Annotated in this window: 15 protein-coding genes and 1 pseudogene; 5 read left to right on the top strand and 11 right to left on the bottom strand. The window is 43.8% G+C overall.

Annotated features, from left to right (window positions below):
• Positions 1-22: 22 nt before the first annotated feature.
• Together LFX17_RS02490 and LFX17_RS02485 are read right to left on the bottom strand one after the other, a co-directional pair.
• Positions 23-943, bottom strand: coding sequence for a hypothetical protein (locus LFX17_RS02490; RefSeq protein ID WP_238728720.1), 921 nt, complete (start codon positions 941-943; stop codon positions 23-25).
• A 210-nt stretch (positions 944-1,153) separates the two neighbouring features.
• Positions 1,154-1,746: pseudogene (locus LFX17_RS02485) on the bottom strand (transposase); the annotation flags it as partial.
• Positions 1,747-2,229: 483 nt separating this feature from the next.
• Between LFX17_RS02485 and LFX17_RS02480 the strand changes: the two are divergent.
• Positions 2,230-3,324, top strand: coding sequence for an SH3 domain-containing protein (locus LFX17_RS02480; protein WP_238728718.1), 1,095 nt, complete (start codon positions 2,230-2,232; stop codon positions 3,322-3,324).
• Between the two features lie 211 nt (positions 3,325-3,535).
• Here LFX17_RS02480 and LFX17_RS02475 read toward each other — a convergent pair whose 3' ends face one another.
• From LFX17_RS02475 to LFX17_RS02445, 7 genes are all read right to left on the bottom strand, one after another.
• The gene (locus LFX17_RS02475) at positions 3,536-4,612 is read right to left on the bottom strand and encodes an SDR family oxidoreductase (RefSeq protein ID WP_238744833.1); all 1,077 of its coding nucleotides are present in this window, start codon (positions 4,610-4,612) and stop codon (positions 3,536-3,538) included.
• A 47-nt stretch (positions 4,613-4,659) separates the two neighbouring features.
• On the bottom strand, positions 4,660-5,589 hold the full coding sequence (locus LFX17_RS02470) for an MBL fold metallo-hydrolase (RefSeq protein WP_238744831.1): 930 nt from the start codon (positions 5,587-5,589) through the stop codon (positions 4,660-4,662).
• A gap of 207 nt (positions 5,590-5,796) precedes the next feature.
• The gene (locus LFX17_RS02465; RefSeq protein WP_238744826.1) at positions 5,797-8,124 is read right to left on the bottom strand and encodes an FAD-binding oxidoreductase; all 2,328 of its coding nucleotides are present in this window, start codon (positions 8,122-8,124) and stop codon (positions 5,797-5,799) included.
• Entirely contained in the window at positions 8,121-9,122 is a 1,002-nt protein-coding gene (locus tag LFX17_RS02460; RefSeq protein ID WP_238744824.1) for a class I SAM-dependent methyltransferase, read from the bottom strand. Before LFX17_RS02460 ends, LFX17_RS02465 begins: the two co-directional genes overlap by 4 nt.
• A 78-nt stretch (positions 9,123-9,200) precedes the next feature.
• On the bottom strand, positions 9,201-10,538 hold the full coding sequence (creD, locus tag LFX17_RS02455) for a cell envelope integrity protein CreD (protein WP_238728713.1): 1,338 nt from the start codon (positions 10,536-10,538) through the stop codon (positions 9,201-9,203).
• A 134-nt stretch (positions 10,539-10,672) separates the two neighbouring features.
• Positions 10,673-11,545 (bottom strand): hypothetical protein, encoded by an 873-nt coding sequence (locus tag LFX17_RS02450; RefSeq protein WP_319941223.1) that lies wholly within the window; start codon positions 11,543-11,545, stop codon positions 10,673-10,675.
• A 1-nt stretch (position 11,546) separates the two neighbouring features.
• Positions 11,547-12,656 (bottom strand): catalase family protein, encoded by a 1,110-nt coding sequence (locus tag LFX17_RS02445; protein WP_238744822.1) that lies wholly within the window; start codon positions 12,654-12,656, stop codon positions 11,547-11,549.
• A 2-nt stretch (positions 12,657-12,658) separates the two neighbouring features.
• On the opposite strand from LFX17_RS02445, the gene LFX17_RS02440 reads away from it, so the two are divergent.
• The 3 genes from LFX17_RS02440 (at position 12,659) to rdgB (ending at position 13,907) form a co-directional block, all read left to right on the top strand.
• A complete protein-coding gene (locus tag LFX17_RS02440) occupies positions 12,659-12,877 on the top strand; it encodes a hypothetical protein (protein WP_238728711.1) in 219 nt (72 codons plus the stop codon).
• Between the two features lie 93 nt (positions 12,878-12,970).
• Positions 12,971-13,309, top strand: a complete 339-nt coding sequence (locus LFX17_RS02435; RefSeq protein ID WP_010572667.1) for an STAS domain-containing protein — start codon at positions 12,971-12,973, stop codon at positions 13,307-13,309.
• 7 nt (positions 13,310-13,316) lie between these two features.
• A complete protein-coding gene (rdgB, locus tag LFX17_RS02430) occupies positions 13,317-13,907 on the top strand; it encodes an RdgB/HAM1 family non-canonical purine NTP pyrophosphatase (RefSeq protein ID WP_238744820.1) in 591 nt (196 codons plus the stop codon).
• Between the two features lie 9 nt (positions 13,908-13,916).
• On the opposite strand, the gene LFX17_RS02425 is transcribed toward rdgB, so the two are convergent.
• Together LFX17_RS02425 and LFX17_RS02420 are read right to left on the bottom strand one after the other, a co-directional pair.
• The gene (locus LFX17_RS02425; protein ID WP_238731476.1) at positions 13,917-14,285 is read right to left on the bottom strand and encodes an LA_3696 family protein; all 369 of its coding nucleotides are present in this window, start codon (positions 14,283-14,285) and stop codon (positions 13,917-13,919) included.
• 413 nt (positions 14,286-14,698) lie between these two features.
• A complete protein-coding gene (locus tag LFX17_RS02420) occupies positions 14,699-16,333 on the bottom strand; it encodes an ABC-F family ATPase (RefSeq protein WP_238728709.1) in 1,635 nt (544 codons plus the stop codon).
• A gap of 110 nt (positions 16,334-16,443) precedes the next feature.
• Between LFX17_RS02420 and LFX17_RS02415 the strand changes: the two genes are divergently transcribed.
• The gene (locus LFX17_RS02415; protein ID WP_238744818.1) at positions 16,444-18,384 is read left to right on the top strand and encodes an OmpA family protein; all 1,941 of its coding nucleotides are present in this window, start codon (positions 16,444-16,446) and stop codon (positions 18,382-18,384) included.
• Positions 18,385-18,395 lie beyond the last annotated feature (11 nt).

The raw sequence follows: 18,395 nt of genomic DNA, 5'->3' as shown, positions 1-18,395 counted from the left end.
TAAATTGTGTGTAATCACGGTGTTACGGCATTTTACTTATGCTAATTCTAATCTCAGAATCAGATATTCTTTCAAGATAAAAATGACTGTCGGTCTCCATGGGTAAGAATCGCCAAAGCCCTTCTTTTTCTAATTCAAATGCTGCTAAATCACTAAGATATCGGTTATATTTACTATTCGCACAAGAGATTTTCGGAACATCCTCTACATAATCAAATGAGATTCTACATTGTCCCAAAACCGCATCCTTATACATTTTGGTTTCCACATCACCTAAGAATTGTTGTATAAACGACCAGGCCCTCATATTTGAAGGGCGATCATTATAAGTTTCAATGTTTTCAATATGATATCGCATAATCGAATCGCTACCAAAATCCAGACTCCTCTCTCTTTTCATATCAAGATAACAGTAATTCGTTTGAGGACCGGAAATCGGATCATTAGAGTCCAAATATTGATGTACAGCACTATAGTGCACTAAGTGTTCATCCTTATAATATGTGCTGAGTGTAAATACTTCTCTTAACGATTCTCTTACTATATTTTTATTGCGATCAATGGTGGTCCCAGAATTGTCTTGGTAAATTACAATACGATCATAAAAAAATTCCCTCTTCTTGTCGTCACAAATTACATTCTTTACATGCATCCTTCGATATGTATATTTTCTCATCGATGGAAAATTATTAAAGAGTCGCTCAACATCTGTCATTTTCATTCCAAGCTTAATCTGTTTTCTAACTTTCCCATACAACTCAATGAATTCACCTAACTTCCAATCTTCCGAAGAAAATCCATTTTCATCTTCTTTTAGATACCTGTCGTGATCTCCAACTGGCCTAGAGAATTGTTTTGACTGAACTTTATTGCAGCCATTAGGGAGAAACATTGTTATAAAGAAAATCGTTATGAAAAATAATTTAAAGATACGCTTCAACATACTTTCCTTCTTACTTAACCGTTTGAACATATGGAAGATAGCAAGATAAATATGAGTGCGCTAACATATCTGTGCAGGAACTTGTTTTGTTGGGCTGCTTATCAAAGGTATAATTGCCACTCTCATTGCCTTTCCATTCTCTTGCTATTTCATCTGACATACCCCCATTTTTAGAGCCAGTACAAAGTGTTAAAAATCCTCTTAAGCAGTTCATCTTAAATATTCCACGGGAGCCAATCCCAAGTAAGCTAGCGGCCTTTCCGAATTGTAGAAGTTTCTTCACTTTTCGACAAAGAACTGGCCTCTTCAATATTTTTAAACCAATTTTCGTTTAAACATTCGTTTCGCATCTTACCGTTAAAACTTTCAATGAAAGCGTCTTCGGTGAGTTTTTCGGGAGTAGTAAAGTGAATATCAATTCTTTGATCAGAAGCCCATTTCAAAAAAGTTTTTGAAGTAAACTCAGGAACATTATCTACGAAAATCTGCTTTAGTAAGGAGTAAATTTCCGATGCCTCGTTTAAAATTCCGATTAGCTCCCCGGCAGTTATCAAAAATTCACTCCTCGCAGCGATCGCCAATCGTCCACAATCATCAATAATATTCAGAATTCCGAATTTTCTACCTGAATACAATGTATCCGACATGAAATCCATAGACCGCCTTTCTCCCGGATTCTTGGAAACAATCTTTGGAATCGTGAGTAACGATAATTTCTTCCGTTTTCGTTTAATTCGGTATTTTAATCCCAATTCCAAGTAGAGTCGATAGATTCGTTTGTGATTTACTCGTTCTTCTTTTCTGTAATCACATTAGATTTTGAAATAACTTGACTGCCGTCAAAAACGATTACGGCAAGCTCGGGAACCCTTTCTATTCTCCTTGATAAGGGAATTTATCCGTTAACTTCGGTGAGCACAACGGCCATGACAGGCACGGATTATACGTATTTAAGCGGCTCGTCGACGATTACAACGAATGTTCAAATTCGATTTAACAAAGCCGGATCTTACACCATCCTAGTTAACACTACAAATTCAGGCGCCGGAACCGTTCCATTCAATGGATCGCTTTGATTCTTAATTTCTATGGAAAGCCCGTTTCAATCGGGCTTTTTTATTTCCCAAACTAAGATAGGATATTTCCATAAAATACGCAAAATATAACTTTTGAATTTTTATTGAAAGAAAGAGGAAACCGGAAACATCATTTTTATCGGTGAATGGGAAAACGATCAGCAAAAGAAAGCCTACCCTCTCACCAATCCCAAACCGAAGAAGTAGCTCATGAAAAAAATCTCCATTCAATCTTTAACGAAACTTTTCGCGATCGCATCGATTGTGTGGATCACAGTTCTTGCCGAATCCAACCATGCTCAGGATAAAAAATTGCAGAGATATGTTCTGACTTCGGAAGGAAAATTGAACGTAAGAGAAAAACCGAAAGACGGAAAAGTGTTGTTTCAACTCGAAAAGGGAGAAATCGTTTTCGTCAAAGAAGATTCCCAATATGAGGAATGGCAGGAGATCTCTACAAAGTCCGGAGCAAAAGGATATGCTGCGTCCGAATTTTTAAGTAAAAAATCGCCGGAAGAACTTTCCGATGCAAAACTCTTCGGTTCGGTTTATACAAGCGCGGAAGGATCTTGGTTTCGATCGTTAGCGATTCGCATTAAAAATCAGTGGATTTCCGCAAGCGACTTCTCCGCCGAGGCGTATTATTTGGAAAAGAAAGCGATACAGGAAAAAGAAAAGGCGAACGCATACGAACGTGCAAGCATAGCGGGAGAATTCTCGCCGGAAAAAAAAGAAACCACCGGTTGCCAGGAAATCCGAGTGGTTCGCGGAAACTTAGCTGCATTCAAAAAACTGAATACGTATCAGAATTCCGTTTATGCGATGTTCGGTTCCAACATAGGCGATAAGGTTCGATCAGATCGTTACGAGCCCTCTGAAAAAATCGGCGCATTACTCGATTCCTCCGCGGCGGCAATCTTCAAGAAAAAATATCCGAAAGTCGCGGAGCTGAAGTTCGTAAAACGGGGAGACTTCTATTCGATCAAATCGCCGGAAAAAGAATATATTTATATTCGTTACGCACTTCGGGTCGAACCGGAAGAAAAAGCCTATTACGCGGCGATCTACGAGCTAAACAACGGGGAAGTCGGAAAGAGGATCTTCGAAAAATTCGATGTTTTGAGCAAGGATCAAGCGGTTTACGGAGGTCAATATCATCTAAACGACGCTCTCGATCTGGATGAAAACGGAACTCCGATTTTGATTCTTCATCACAACGGCTACGACGGATACATAAACGAGTTTGCAAGAATCAAGAACAATCAACTGCAAACGATGTTTTTGTCGGGTGGGGACGCTTGCTAATATTCTAATTTTCTTAAGGTGCGTCCAAAACATAATTATACTTTGATAATAGGACAAACTGCAAGAACCTGTGCCAGTTTTGGAAGAGGTTCTTATATTTAATCCGTTCGAAAATCGCAATTCGAAGAAACAAAGAACGGATAATCGATCGTTCCTAATTCCGTTTTGGATTTCACCTTCAACACAAAACGGATTTTCTTCTTTGGAATTTTTAAGCGCCCTTTTTTGAAAGCATCTTAGAGGAAACGATCTGCTCGATATGTTCCACGAACGTTTCCGAAATCGGACGATACGTCAGACCTAAATCTTTTTTGCTATACGAATGATCGAGCTCGAAAGGAATTCCCACGTTACGCGATATATACGTCCAGGATAACCCGAAAAACGGACCGATCAAATACGTCACAAACTTAGGCAGGGAGCTTTTCGGAGTCGGGAATCGGTTTCCGTATTTTTCGCGGATTATTTTTGCGACGTCCAAAAACTTCAAGGTCGTATTCGAAACGATATGACGACCTTTTGCGGAAGGAGTGAATCCCGCTAGGATATGAGCGCGAGCCACGTCGCGAACATCAACAAATCCGATCGTCATATCGGGAACGCCCGGCGCAAATTTACCGTTAATCATAGAAAGCATAAAGTTTACGCTTGTTCCGTCCGCTCTGTCCGAAACGGAAGGTCCCATCACGAACGAAGGATTGATCGTGATCAGATCCCATCGAGATTGTGCATCTGCGATCTTCCACGCCTCTTTTTCCGCAAGCGTTTTGGAATACGGATACGGTTGGTGACCGAGGTCGCTCGTCGTATTCCAGTGTTCTTCCGAAAGTCTTCGATTGGGAAGGGACGCGGCGTCGATATTATCCCCCATCACGGCTGCGACGCTGGATGTCAGAACGATTCGTTTCACGGAAGGACTTGCATTTGCAGATTCTAGAATATTCTTAGTTCCTAATACTGCCGGTTCAACGAGCTCCTTCTGCGGGTTTTTGACCCCGTCTATAAAAAACGGAGAAGCGGTGTGAATGATCAATTCAACTCCTCCCTTGTCCGTCATCGCGTTCAAAAAGGATCCGTCCTTCAAAAGATCCGCTTCGTAAAACTCCAGCTTACCCGGAAAACGTTCCGCGAGTTTCAGAAGATGCGATAACTTCGCGGAATCCGATTTATTCCGAACGGTGGCGCGTACGGAAATTCCATCTTCGAGCAAATAACGAATTACCCAGGACGCGATATAACCGGCGCCTCCGGTTACTAGAACCGGTTTGGAACGGTCAATTTCTTTCATTTGTATTCTCCGTAGAAATGATTTCGTATATTCTAAATTTCTAAAATTTACTTTTCGGGTAAACTCTGATGTCCCGGATGAACGCGGATGCCGGAAATTTTGGATGCGAACTCCTTTAGAAAATTCAGGCTCGACTGATTCTTTTCCTGATCCTCCGTAAAATCGCCCGGACTTACGCCGTTCTCCCAACCCCAACTCGTATGGCAGGAATCCCCGAGAATAAGATGAGACCCGGAAGAACTCTGAACCAGAAACGCAAGACTCCCTTTCGTATGACCTTCGACATGAATGATAATGAGGGATTGATCTCCGAAAAAGTCGATCGCGGGATAGGAAGAATTCTTTGCCGCTTCCGCAAAGTCCAATTCCGAAAAAGAAACCTTCTCGCCTAACAAACCGTCTGTGCTCCCTTGCACTAGAGAATTGATGAACTTCTTAGCCGTGGCTTCCTTCGGCCCAACGTAGATAGGAACATCGGAGGAGAAATCGCTCGTCCCCATGATGTGATCGAGGTGTAAATGCGTTAGGAAAATTCCTTCCACTTTTTTCGGTTCTTTCTTGAGCCATTCGTCGACGGTAAGTTTTACTTTCAGAGCGGACGTGTTCATCACCGAAGCTACGATCCAGGAAACGGGCCATTCTTTCGGATCCTTTCTAAAAACCTGAGAAAGACCTGTATCGATCACATATCTGCCGAACTTAGGATGATCGATAACGTAAAAATAAATCTGGATCGGTTCCTCCTCGGATTTTAATCCGGCCGCTTTCGCCTTCGGATCTTTCAGATTGATCAGACCTCCGCGGTCCACGACCCAATCGGCGGCGGTTATTTTTTGAAATACGATCGGACCTTTCGGAGTTGGAACGAAATTATTTACCGAAACCGGTTTTCCCTTGGTTACCATCGTTGACGGGCGCGAAGTAACGGCGCAGGAAACGAAAACAAGAAAACATAAGAACTGAAGTATATATCTCATGTTTCGAAGGATTTCAATTCAAGCAAAATCAGCAAGACGGATTTAAACGATCCCATACAAAATATGGTAAATATGCCGTGCGATCCCTATAGAGCGAGAGAATCAAAAAACCTGCGGAGCGTGCGCGTCGATTCGCGGGCAAAGACTTCGCGATTACCGATCCATAAAGTGCGGTTACCCATGTTTTCTAAAACGCATCGATAAAACTCAATAGTCGAAAATATGGTCGAGCTTATATCCGTTGGATTCCGTCTTTATTAGAATTTCATGAAGTCTTGAAATCGGAACGATCACCGCAGTTCGCTTTAAATTCGGCTCGGTCAAAATCTTCCATTCGTAGAGAATCGTTTCTTTATCACGTAGATTCGCATCGATGGGAACGATCAGGGTCAAAAGAATTTGTTGGTTCCCCGCGATTTCCACGAAGGAAACGTTTTTCTTTACGAGCTGCGGCACGGTCCGCGTAAAAGCCTCGTATCTCGGGATTTTACGGATCGCGCTACGGCCGTTTTCCTTGACCCAAGCGGTAACTTCGAACGTTTCCGGTTCGTAAACGGATTCCGTTCCCATCGCGATCAATTTTCCGTATGTCGCTTTAGCAAGAAGTTCCGCCGAAAAAAACAGTCTCCGTTCCCATCTGCGAATAACGCTCGTCCCCTCTCCGTCGCGGATCGTCCAAAATTCCTTGAACTTGGAATAAAACGGATATTCATACCAAGGACGAAGTCGAACGAAATCGGTATATTCTCTTGCGACTTTTTGCATGTAAGATTCGACATTCGTGTCCGGTGTGAGCCCCGAAGTTCCAGCGATCCGTTCCGTGATTCTTCCGATCGTGTTCTCATACAGGGACTTCAGGATCAATTCTCCCGAATAACTGATTCCGATCACGTTGATCATCAGATGATAACCCCAATTGAATTCGTAAGAATTCCAAGTTTTTACGATCACCCTTCCGTAAATCCTCCAAAACTGGGCGACACTTCCCCAATACGGAAACGCACTCGGAGGAGAATGTTTTAGAAAATTCGCATATTCGTCCGAACTAAAAACGATATACCATTCCGGAAGCGTCAAAAAGGTCTGGTCCTCGCTGCGCGAATAATTCTTGAGTGAATCCAATTCGAGCCGGATTTTTTTGTCTTCTTCCTTATGAAAATAATATTTGTCCCAGAGTTTGTTTCTGAACTTGTAACTCGGATCCAGTTTTCTTTTTAATGCGAAAAAGCGGTCGGCATCCGGATACGCCTTGTGAAACTGCGAAACCGTCGCATGAAGCTGATAAGGAAGATAATAAGCGCCGCCCACGCTCGTTACCGCATCGATCAATTCCCTCGTCCAAACTCCGACTTCTTTTTTGGCGCTTTCGTAGACTCGTTGTTTATAATAAATCACGAAGGAAAAAACCTCCGTTCTTCCCCAAGCCAAATAAGAACCAGAATCCGCTTTTGCATGACGGATCGAAATGTTCATCACGTTCGCGTCGTGCTTTTGCAGGATCGAACGCATCAACGGATAAAATTCGTCGAACTTCTCGACGGGAACGAAGTATTCCTGTAAAACATACGTGCTGATTCTTCGAGTCGGAGGTTCCAATTCCTGGACGTCGTAACTGGCTTCGTAATTTCTCCAGACGACTCGATCCTTGCGGTAATAAAGCGGATCCAAAACGGACTCCCGCAATTCTTTTCCGTAAGGAAGTTCGGTTAACCAGAAGTAGATGAGATTTTCAAGCCAATAACTTTCCTTAACGGGAACGATCTTGTCTTCCACCGTCACGGGTTCTTCCGTTTCTTCCCAAGTGACCGCGTTTACGTTTTCGTAAGCGGGAGGATAGATATCTCCGTTGTGAAACTGCGCTTTCGCGTTATTACGAACGGTTTCAAAAAAGAATTTTTTGTATTCCGTGATCGGAAGTTTTTTCACGAATCGTTTTACCTTTTTGTTTTCCGTCAACGCAAGCGTAACTTCCGCGATGACCCCGATCCCGCCGTAGCCTCCGACCGCGGCAAAAAAGATTTCCGGATTTTCCTTAGGACTCGCGTTTACGAGTTTTCCATCGGCTAACACGACTTTGATGGATCGAACCGAAAGAATCATCGGACCGTAACCGATATATCTACCGTGTGCGTTTACGCTGAGAGAACCTCCGATCGTAAAGTTGGAATAGGTTTGTTTGATCTGAACGGAAAGACCGAAAGGATCGATGAATTCCTGAAGTTTTCTCCAGGTAATTCCGGGTTCCACCGTTATCAGCTTTGTCTTCGCATCGAACGAAAGAATTTTATCGAACTCCCTCGTATCGATGAACAACGCGTTCTCCGTAGCGATTTGGCCGCCCATGGAAAACCTTCCGCCTCCGATCGAAATCGGGCCGTTATGATTCTTTACCAAGTCTCGTATTTCGTCTAACGTTTTCGGTGCGGCGACTCTTGAAACCGGAATCGGATTGATCTGCGTGACGTCGTTTACGATCGTCGGATCGGCGAAAACGGAATTTACAAAAACAAAAAGAAGAAGAATGAGTTTTTTCATGCGGATTTTACGAATGCCATCAGAGTATTTTTAGTGGGATCGCCTTTTTGAAGAATATATTTGCCCAAGGGTTTTAAACCGAACTCACCGACTCGCTGTTCGATCTCGGAAACGGAAGTAAAGTTCCGTATCTGACGCGAAGTTTCTTCCCAAGAAATTTCCAGGCCTGCGTTATACACATCGTGCGCCAGCGCGACGATGGAACGCATCTCTTTCGAGTTCACATCGTGATCGCGAAGAACGAGTTTTCCTCCGGGTTTCAAAATCTTTGCGATCGATTGGATAAAACCGTCGAGCCGTTTTGCGGGAGAATGGTGAAAGCCGATGAAGTTCGTGACCAAATCCAAACTTTCCGGCGCAATTGCCGCTTCGGGAATCGGATCATAATCTCCGAGAGAAACGAATTTCCCCGCCTTTGCGATCTGACCGCGCTCGACCAAATCTTCCGGACTGTATTTCGGTTCGAGATCGTTTAACACGAATATGTCGCCGTCGATCTGAATCTTCTTTTTAAGATTGGAAACGTATCTTCCGGTAGTTCCGATTTCCAGATAACCGTTGAATTTATTTCCTTCACCCAATAAATCGACGACCTCTTTCGAGATTTCCGACTTTTGTTTTTTAAGAGCGGGGAGAGCGTAGGTGACGATTCCCGCAAAAGGTTTAATCTGAGGAATTTCCTTCAGAATCGCTTCGTAAATTTCCCTGTCGTTTTGTTTCGATCGAGAAAGTTCGAATATGAGATTGTGAAAGTCGGATTCGGGATAAAGATGATAGACGTTTTGAAGAAAGAGGAAGAATTCGTTTCTCAACTTAGCATCGAGATATACGCTTTTAAAATTAGAATCGAGATGCGTATTTTTGAAATCGGAATATTCTTTCGCAACCGATACTTTCGATTTTTCCTTCTTATCTTTAGAAAGAAGGTCCAAAGCAAATCCGCTTAAAACCAAATAAAAGAAGGATTTGATAAATTGTTTCCGATTCAGATCGTTCATGGTGGGTCAGAGTGAACGATCCGAATCATTCTACAATTCATTTTCCGAAAAAGGAACCCGATCGGACGGATTAAAAATCTACGATTGAGAATCCTTGTCCGATTCCAACTCCTGAATTCTCCGCGTAAAATACATCGCGATCGCGAGAAGGATAAACAAGCCGAACGTTCCCACAAGCAACGCGAAGTCTTCAAGCTGAAGCAAGGCGAAGAAGAATAGATAAAACGCAAAGACCGTTCCTCCCGCCACAAGAAAGACAGATTCTCCCTTGAAAAAAGCGCGGGAATATAAAGTCACCAACGCGAGAATCAAAGAACTTGCGATCCAGTAGGAAACGTTGAACGGAATGTGTTCCGTCAATGATAAAAGCATAATATAGAACAACAATACCGCAAATCCCAAAAGCAAATATTGGATGAAGTGAAGCCTGACCTTTTTATACACTTCGATAAAAAAATACGTGATAAAAGTCAAAAGAAGAAAGAGTTCGCTGTATTTGGAGGAACGGATCGTCTTGTGATATTCGTCGACCGGTAAAAGGAAGCGAACTCCGAAGCGATAACCGTTGACTTGACCGGATTCCGAGTCCCCGATAAAATCCTGAGGATAATTCCGATTCAATTCCAACACTTTCCAGTTCGCTTTAAAACCGGAACTCGTGATGTCGCGAAAATCGGGTAAAAAATCACCTTCGAACGACGGAGTTTGCCAAGGAGAATCGATGTTCACCTTCGTTTCTTTTGCCATCGGCAGAAAATACAATTCCTTACTTCCGTTAAACGAAAGTTTTAAGGAGAATGTTTTGGAACGACTCGGATCCCAGGAATGTTTTACGTTTACCCCTGAACCGAATACGTCGTTCGTTCTCGTGCCTGGTCCCATCTCTTTCGTGTCGCCCCCGAGTTGAATCGAAATCTTTTCACGGATTCCTTTCACGTCGCTGATGCCGAGAGAAAGAAACGCGTCGGACCATAGCAGATCCCGGTTGGAAATCGGAAGCGAATGTCGATCGAGAGCGGAAAAACTTCCGTTGATCTTCAACTCGGCCTGATACAAAGGAACGATATAAATTCCTCTGTATCTTTTTTCCGGTTTTACCGTTCCCGTAATCTGCAAGTCTTCGGGAAGGAAGTGCGCATAACGCAGAATCCGTTCCGATTCTCCGCGATCATTTTTGATCGAATCGTAAAAAGGAACGGAAACGATCGGACCGCCGATCACTTGATATCCGCCCCACTTCGAAGTGACTTCCTCCTCGGCCGCGTTTCGCGTTTGTTCCCGTTCTTGGATCAAATTCGAAACCATAAACGAAGGAATCAAAAGCAAAAGAGCCAAAATACCGATTCCGATAATCCGAACCGTAAGAGAACTCCGAAACCAAAAGAAAATCTGCTGCAAAGGTGTTTTCACGTCCATAAAGAAAATCTAATCTACTCTTTTCCGAATGTCAAGATCTAAGAGATTCAACCGAAAAAACCTCCTCTTCGACTTATAATTCGGGATATTAAACCGACATTTAGAAACAGAAGCATCGAACTGCCAAACATTGCTTAACGCGAAAGAATCCATTCTCCTTTAACTTTGGAAAGATGCAAAGGAACGGAGAATCCTTTCTTTTTGTTTTCGATCGGACTCTTTCCGGATTTCAACGTAACGACGACGACCTTCTTATCCGAGATCAACCGGTATTGAAGTTCGTTCAATTCGAGTTTGTCCAATTTTCCGCCGATGGTTTTGAGGATACTCCGGATTCCCTTTTTCAAATCCTTGATATCGTCTTCCGGAGAATAATATCTCGCACGTGCGAACTCTTTCGTTCGAAATTCCATTAAGTCAAAAAGTTTTTTCTCATCCTTCTTCTGAAAACCTTCATACAGATCTCCGACGACCTTTTGGATCTTTTGTTTATCCTCGTCGGTCAGTTGAATCTCTTCGGCGATCTTCCAGAGTTCGGAGGGAGGAACTTCCGCGGGAGTAAACGTAACTTCCTGTTCGATCGGAAGAGCCGGTTTGCCTTCTCCTTCTTCCCATTCGAAACCGGCGATTCTCTGCCCTTCGTCCGGGAATTGGCCTTTTTGCGCGAGGTAGAGAACGGCTTTTATCTTGGGCGCAAACTCGTCCTCTTTTCTTTTGCGGATTCCTTTGACTTTGATTTGATTCACGCCGGGGAGAATCCAAACGTTCAAATCGATTTGACCGCTTACGTCTTCCGTTCCCGATTCGGGAACGATCGTCATACCGTTGAATTCGATGGAACCGATCACTCCCGATTTGGAATAAACCAAAGCGTAATAGCCGCCTTGCGTTTGTGCGAATAATGGATTTGCTAATGCGAACAAACAACAAACGAACGCGGCCGCGCTTATTCTAAGAAGAAGGTTCTTTTGAAAAAAAGAAAACGAGGTTTTGATTCGATATTTCATTTTATTCCGCCGGCTCCACGTGTTTTACCGCGTTTTGCTCGTGTCTGTATTTTGCGATCGATTCGTACGCAAGTTTTCTAACGCGGTTGATTCCTCCCAAAGGTTTGTGTTCTTCGAGAGAATGCCAAGGATTGAAGGAAAGATTCTCGCAAAAACGATCCTGTTGGTCCGTTGCGAATTCTTGAACCGGAATTTCTATCTTGGCGACGGGCACAAAGGGAGAATCGCTTTCATTCCAGTGAACGGCAGGATCTTCGACGGGCATAGAAATCGGATCTCCTTGTTTCTGAATCATAAATTCGAAACAAGCGGACCTCTCCTTCAAATGGGAAACCATCGTCTGACGCAGATAATTCTCCGCAGGATTTTCGGGAACTTTTAATTCTTTCGTTTCGCAAGGTCTTGCGGAATACTTCACCGCGGCGGAATCCTTTCCCAGACGATACGGAGTCGTACTCCAATAACGAATTTCCAAAACATCGGGAATCTTTTTTCTACGAATCGAAATCGATTCTTTCAAAGCGCTCAGCTTCCAATTCCAAGGCATTCCTCCGAAAAAATACGACATCGGCTTTTTTGCGAACGCCGCTTTGAACAATGCGAGATATTCGTCCGGCGCTCCGACCGGAAGAACCGGATGATTGATGAGTAAAAAATCCTGCGTCCGTTTTTCGTCGGAGGCGAGTTTCGGACCGTCCACTCCCGTGAGTTTGATTCCCATCCCGCGGATATCCCCTTCAAAGTCGGGTTTTTTCGTGATGGAACCGTTCGAAAAACGCACCCACGCGGAATATGTTTTAGGAAAATTGAATATTCCAAATTTCAAATCCTCCGGAACGGAGGAGGCGACGGTAAACTTCGCTTTCACGCAACCGTGTGCGAACGGATGTGCGTCCCTTTTCGCTTCGCTGCCTTGCGGATATTTTTCCTTAAGGGAAGAAATCAAAAGTGCTAGCGTATCCGCCGTCGTTTGCTCTTCTCCCGGAAAAACGAATTCAGCGCCCGGTTTCGTGTCCTTAGGAATCGCAACCTTCGGGCCTTGACCTGCCCAATAGGACAAAACTAATAAGAATAAAATCCCAAGTGTAATATATCCGATCTTTTTTCCCATTCTTGATGCTCCAACCAATCCGAAAGATTCAAGGATCGAATCACAAATTCGGGAAAATTCTTCTCTTTTATTTTTTGAGCGCCGTAATTCCGACCAAAGAACGCACGAAAGAAGAAGTCATTGAAAGCTGGAAAGATCCGTTTTTCGGAATGAAACCCGAACGAAACGAAGCTTCGGAAGAAAAAGCGAAAATTCTTTGTGCAAGCGACATAGAAAACTGAGGAATCCTCGAAAAAGACGTCAAAAATCCCGTTCCGGTCCTGTTTTTTTGTTGAAAAACCAAATTCAAACAGCCACAGAAGTAACGGGACGCCATGGAAATAACCGTACAAGACGATATTCATATCATTAAAATTGCAGGATCCATTCTTCAATCCGACAGCGAAGAATTGGACCGAAATCTGAGTGAACACAATTTCGATCCGAGTCCGAAGATCATCATCGACCTCACCGAAGTGAATCATATCTGCTCCACCGCGTTAGGCATCATTGTTTCTTACAAAAAGAAATTCAAAAGCGCCGAAGGCGATATCATCATCGTGGTCAACGACGAGGATTTGCTGCAGCTTTTTGAGATCACGATGTTGGATAAGGTCTTCAAGGTTGTCCCGAATATCGAAGACGCTTTCGACGAATTCAAATTGAATCGCTGATCGTTTTTTGAAACAACTCGCCCTCGCCACAAACAATTCGCATAAAGTAAAAGAAGTCGGCTTCATTCTTACGGAGCTGGGAGTTCAAATCCTTACACCTAAGGATTTGAACGTTTCTTTTGACGCAGAAGAAACCGGCGTTACGTTTGCGGAAAACGCTCTCATCAAAGCAAGAGAACTCCATCGAATCACCAAACTTCCTTCGATCGCGGACGATTCGGGAATCTGCGTTTCCGCGTTAAACGGAGAACCCGGAGTCTATTCCGCGCGATTCGGAGGACCGGGTTTGGACGACAAAGGCCGCGCACTGCTTCTATTGGAAAAACTCAAAGGAAACACGAACCGCAGCGCGCATTATTCCTGCGCGATCGCCTATGTGGACGATACGATCGAACAAATCTTCGAAGGGAAATGCGAAGGAACCATCGCGGAAGAATATGATACGATTGGAATATACGGTTTCGGTTATGATCCCGTTTTTATTTATCCGCCGTTTCGAAAACCGTTTTCGCAGGTTTCGGAATCCGACAAGAATTCCGTTTCGCATCGAAGAAAAGCTTTGGAGAAACTACTTACATTCTTAAAAACTAAATCGTAATCGAATTGATTAGAATTTTACGATCATGGAAAAGATTCCAGCCGATCCCAAAACCGCGGCCAAAATCCATTTTGTTTGAATGGAAATAGCTTTGTGAATTTCCGAAATTTCAGATTTAACATCGGCACGATGATCCGCGAAATCCGTTTTCAAATCCATAAATTCCGATCGCAATTCGGATTTTAATTCGGACATTTCCAAACGAAGTTTACCGGTTTCCTCGGAAAGACGACGCTCGAAACGATCCGTCGCCAACTCAACTGCGTTCGACTGGCTTTTTGCAATGAAACGATTGAGAAAACCCACAAACTCTACGATCCCATCAGGACCCAAAAGCTCACCCAAACGTTTAGGAAATTTTCGAATTAGCGTTGGCATGATCATAAATTACTCCCGAGAAAATAATTGAGCAAGCAAAAAAACTGTCTCTAATCGGAAACGGTTCTCGGAAGGCATCGGTAGATTCAAAATTTTGAATTTATTTTAGAATTTTTATACGAAAATTTTTTATTTGAATTCAAAAGGAAATCAAATCTATTTTTAAAAAAAAATTTCGGAGAATCCGAATCTAAACAGAACGATCTATAAAATCACGAAAAACGTAATTTATATTTTTTGCATGTTATAAATGGAATAAAAGAAGATTTTGGAAAGTGGAAACGAAACATTTGAAAATAAACTTGCTATAAAATTTGAGAACCGATACTCTCGTTGCAAACTTGGGAGTTCCCACATTTTACTATTTTGGGACAAACTCAATATAAAAATTCTTACGTTTTCACCCCTCTTCCTCAACTTTCAGCCAGAACAGGACCGCCGGATAAACGTTTGTAGAATTCCGCACCTTCTCGTTCCAAGAAGTCCTCGTAAGATCCTTTGAAATCGCGGATTCCTTCGGTGGAAACCTCGATCACCCGAGTCGCCAAGGAAGATACGAACTCGCGGTCGTGTGAAACGAAGATTACGGTTCCTTCGAAGATGGACAAAGCGTAATTCAGCGCTTCGATCGTTTCCAAATCCAAGTGATTGGTCGGTTCGTCGAGCGCGAGTAGATTGTCTCCGGTCATAATCATTCTTCCGATGATGATCCTGGATTTTTCTCCTCCGGAAAGAACGCTGGTCGGTTTTTTGGCCATATCGCCGCTGAACAACATTCTTCCCAAAATCGCCCGGATCTCTTCCATTTCCGTTCCCGGATCGGCGTAACGATACAACCATTCCACAATCGTATCAGCGTCTTCTAATATACCTTCCCTGTGATCCTGAGGAAAGATGGAAGCGGTCACGGATTCTCCCATCGTTACTTTGCCGGTATCGGGCTCGATCTGTTTCATCAGCGTTTTCAACAAGGTGGTCTTTCCGACTCCGTTGGTTCCGATGATCGCGATCTTCTCCCCTTTGGTGATATTGATCGTAAAATCCTTAAAGATAGGACGGTCGTAGGATTTAGAAATATTATCCGCAAGAATTACGTCCTTACCGAGAGGCTTCTTCATTTTAAAACGAATATAAGGAGAAACCCTGGAAGAAGGTTTAACGTCGTCGAGTTTGATCTTTTCGATTTGTTTCTGTCTGGAAGTCGCTTGTTTTGATTTACTCGCGTTTGCGCTGAATCGGTTTACGAAGTCCTGAAGTTCGGCGATCTTTTCCTTCTTGCGTTTGTTCTCGTCTAACAGACGTTCGCGGGCCATCGTGGACGCTTCCATAAAGTCGTCGTAGTTGCCCGGATAGATGGTCAAGGATTGATAGTCCAAATCGGCGATATGAGTCGCGATCGAATTGATAAAGTGACGGTCGTGAGAGATAACGATGACGACGCCGCGGTAGTTCGTTAAGAATTCTTCCAGCCAGTGAATCGTCTTGATATCCAAGTGGTTGGTAGGCTCGTCCAAAAGAAGAATGTCCGGTTTTTGAAATAAAACCTGGGCCAATAATACCCGAAGTTTAAAACCACCGGTTAAAAATGCGAGAGTCTGGGTATGACTTGTGGTGGGAATCCCTAAACCTTCGAGAAGTTCGCCCGCGGTGCTTTCCGCTTCGTAACCTCCGAGTTCTCCATATTTTTCCTCAAGTTCGGAAACACGCATTCCGTCCTCGTCGGACATCTCGGGTTTCGCGTAAATCGCGTCCCGCTCCTGGGAAACTTCCCAGAGTTCCTTGTTCCCCATAATCACGGTGTTGAGAACCGTTTCGTTTTCGTATTCGTAATGATCCTGTTTCAAATATCCGAGCTTCAATCCTGCGTCGATGGAAACCGCGCCGTTTGCGGCCTGTTCCAATCCCGCAAGAATTTTCATGAACGTGGACTTACCCGAACCGTTCGCTCCGATCAAACCGTATCTGCAATTCTCCTTAAACTTAACCGAAACGTTCTCAAAAAGAATTTTTTTACCAAAGTTTAGGGTTAATCCGGAAGTGCTGATCATCTGAGAATACCTGCCAGGGGAGAATCATGACCATGATTTTCAAGATAGGGTTTTTTGCCAAGAAAAAGGAGAATTAAGGACTTTTGAAATTCTTCCGAAGTTTATATCGTATGCGTTCTAAACTTCAGGCCATCCTTCCTTTGATTTTGAGTTTTCCGTTTTTAACGGAACTACAGGCAGAAGATAGGCATCTATCCCGAACGGGTCGGAGTCTTGCAGTCGCCGAAAATCTTTCGACTCGGAAACAATCGCACTTCGGAAGCGGCGATCAGTTATTGATCGGTAAGATCCTTCAGTTCGGAAAATTACTCGCAACCGAAAACGCATACGTCCCGATCGAATCCAACGAAATCACTTCCGAACTTTCCAAACTCAACGATAAGACGGTGCGGATTCTCTGCGGTATGAAGGGTGCAACCTGCAATCCGATCCGTTACGAAATCTATCCCTTTCTCGATACGAAGGAACTCAAACCTTGGACGATCAAAAAAATTCCCGATTACGTAAATCATAATATATTCGCATTCAATCCGACGGCCTCTCCGGACGGGAAATATCTTTTTTGGACGGCTTACATCAAACGCGGCCGTTCCGGAACGCAGAAGATCTGGTATTCCAAACTCGACGACAGAGGGTTTTGGGAAGACGGAAAAGAAATGAGCGCTCCTCTCAACAACGAAATGCCTTCCGCGGTCATCTCCGCGTTGCCCGGCGGTAACGAGCTCTTCGTCTTCGGGACGTTCGGCGAAAAAGAACTTTTGGACGAACTCGAAAAGGAATTCGAAGCGAAGGGAGAATCGGCCGCGCGTTCCTCCAAGAACTCGAACGAATACCGCAAAAAAATCGAAGAACTCAGAAACGACTACGACGAGAAGACGAAACAGATCACGAGAAGAGTTCCTTTGTATAAAAGTTTTAAGGAGAAGGATTCCTGGTCCAAGCCGAGTATATTAAAATTTCCTGATTTTTACAATCTCTACCGCAAGAAAAACGATTCCAGCCAGGAAGTGTTCGGCGGTTCCACACTTTCCTCTTCGGGAAGAATTCTGATCTATTCCTCCCAGCACAAAGATTCGAAAGGCAAACTCGATCTTTACGCGAGTAAAATGTTAAGCGACGGAACGTTTCCTTTGGGAACGAATCTCGGAGAAGTCATCAATTCCGACCACGAAGAGATGGCCCCGTTCTTGGCGAGCGACGATCGAACTCTGTATTTTTCCAGCGACGGGCACAAAGGTCTTTCGATTTATATGACGAGAAGGCTCGGAGACGGTTGGGATCAATGGACCAAACCCGTGGAAGTTTCGGAAAACCTGAAAGGTGTGAACTTCTTTTCGATTCCGGCCAACAGCGATTGGGCTTATATCAGTAAAGAAGGCCAGTTGTTTATGGCGTATCTTCCGAAAGAAATGCGTCCGGAAACTGTGGTCGTCGTCGAAGGCAAGGTCGTGGACACGGACGGAAATCCTTTGTCAGCGGACATACATTACGAATCTTTAAAGTCTCATGAGAAAATCGGTAGCGCAAAGAGCGATCCTTCCACGGGGAATTTCTCGATCATTCTCCCCTTCGGAGAGAACTACGGTTTTTACGCTCAGAAGAAGGGATATCTTCCCGTTTCCCAAAATTTGAACCTGAGTTCCAAAAAGAAAACTTCCGAAAAGGTGGAGGTTCTTCTGCAACTTCCACCGATCCGGGAACGTGGAACAATTCAGATCAATAATTTATTCTTCGAATCCAAGAGCGTTCAAATCGCTCCCGAATCCGCGCCGGAACTCGATCGTCTCGCCGAAATCATCAAAGAAAATCCCGAGATCGAAATTCAGATCGAAGGACATACGGACAACGTCGGCAAAAAAAAGGACAATCGCCTTCTTTCCGAAAAACGCGCCAAGGCGGTCGCGGCATATCTTTCCCAAAAACATTCGATTCCCGCGGCAAGAATCCAAACGCGCGGTTTCGGAGACGAGATGCCTCTCGCCAAAAACGATTCGGAAGAAGGACGCAAAAGGAATCGAAGAGTGAATTTCACAATTCTCAAGAAGAAATGATTTTGGGGAAA

Source organism: Leptospira sanjuanensis (assembly GCF_022267375.1).
In the GTDB taxonomy this organism is placed as follows: domain Bacteria; phylum Spirochaetota; class Leptospiria; order Leptospirales; family Leptospiraceae; genus Leptospira; species Leptospira sanjuanensis.
Note: the sequence above shows the minus strand (reverse complement) of the source record. Positions and strands in the feature narration are given on the sequence as shown.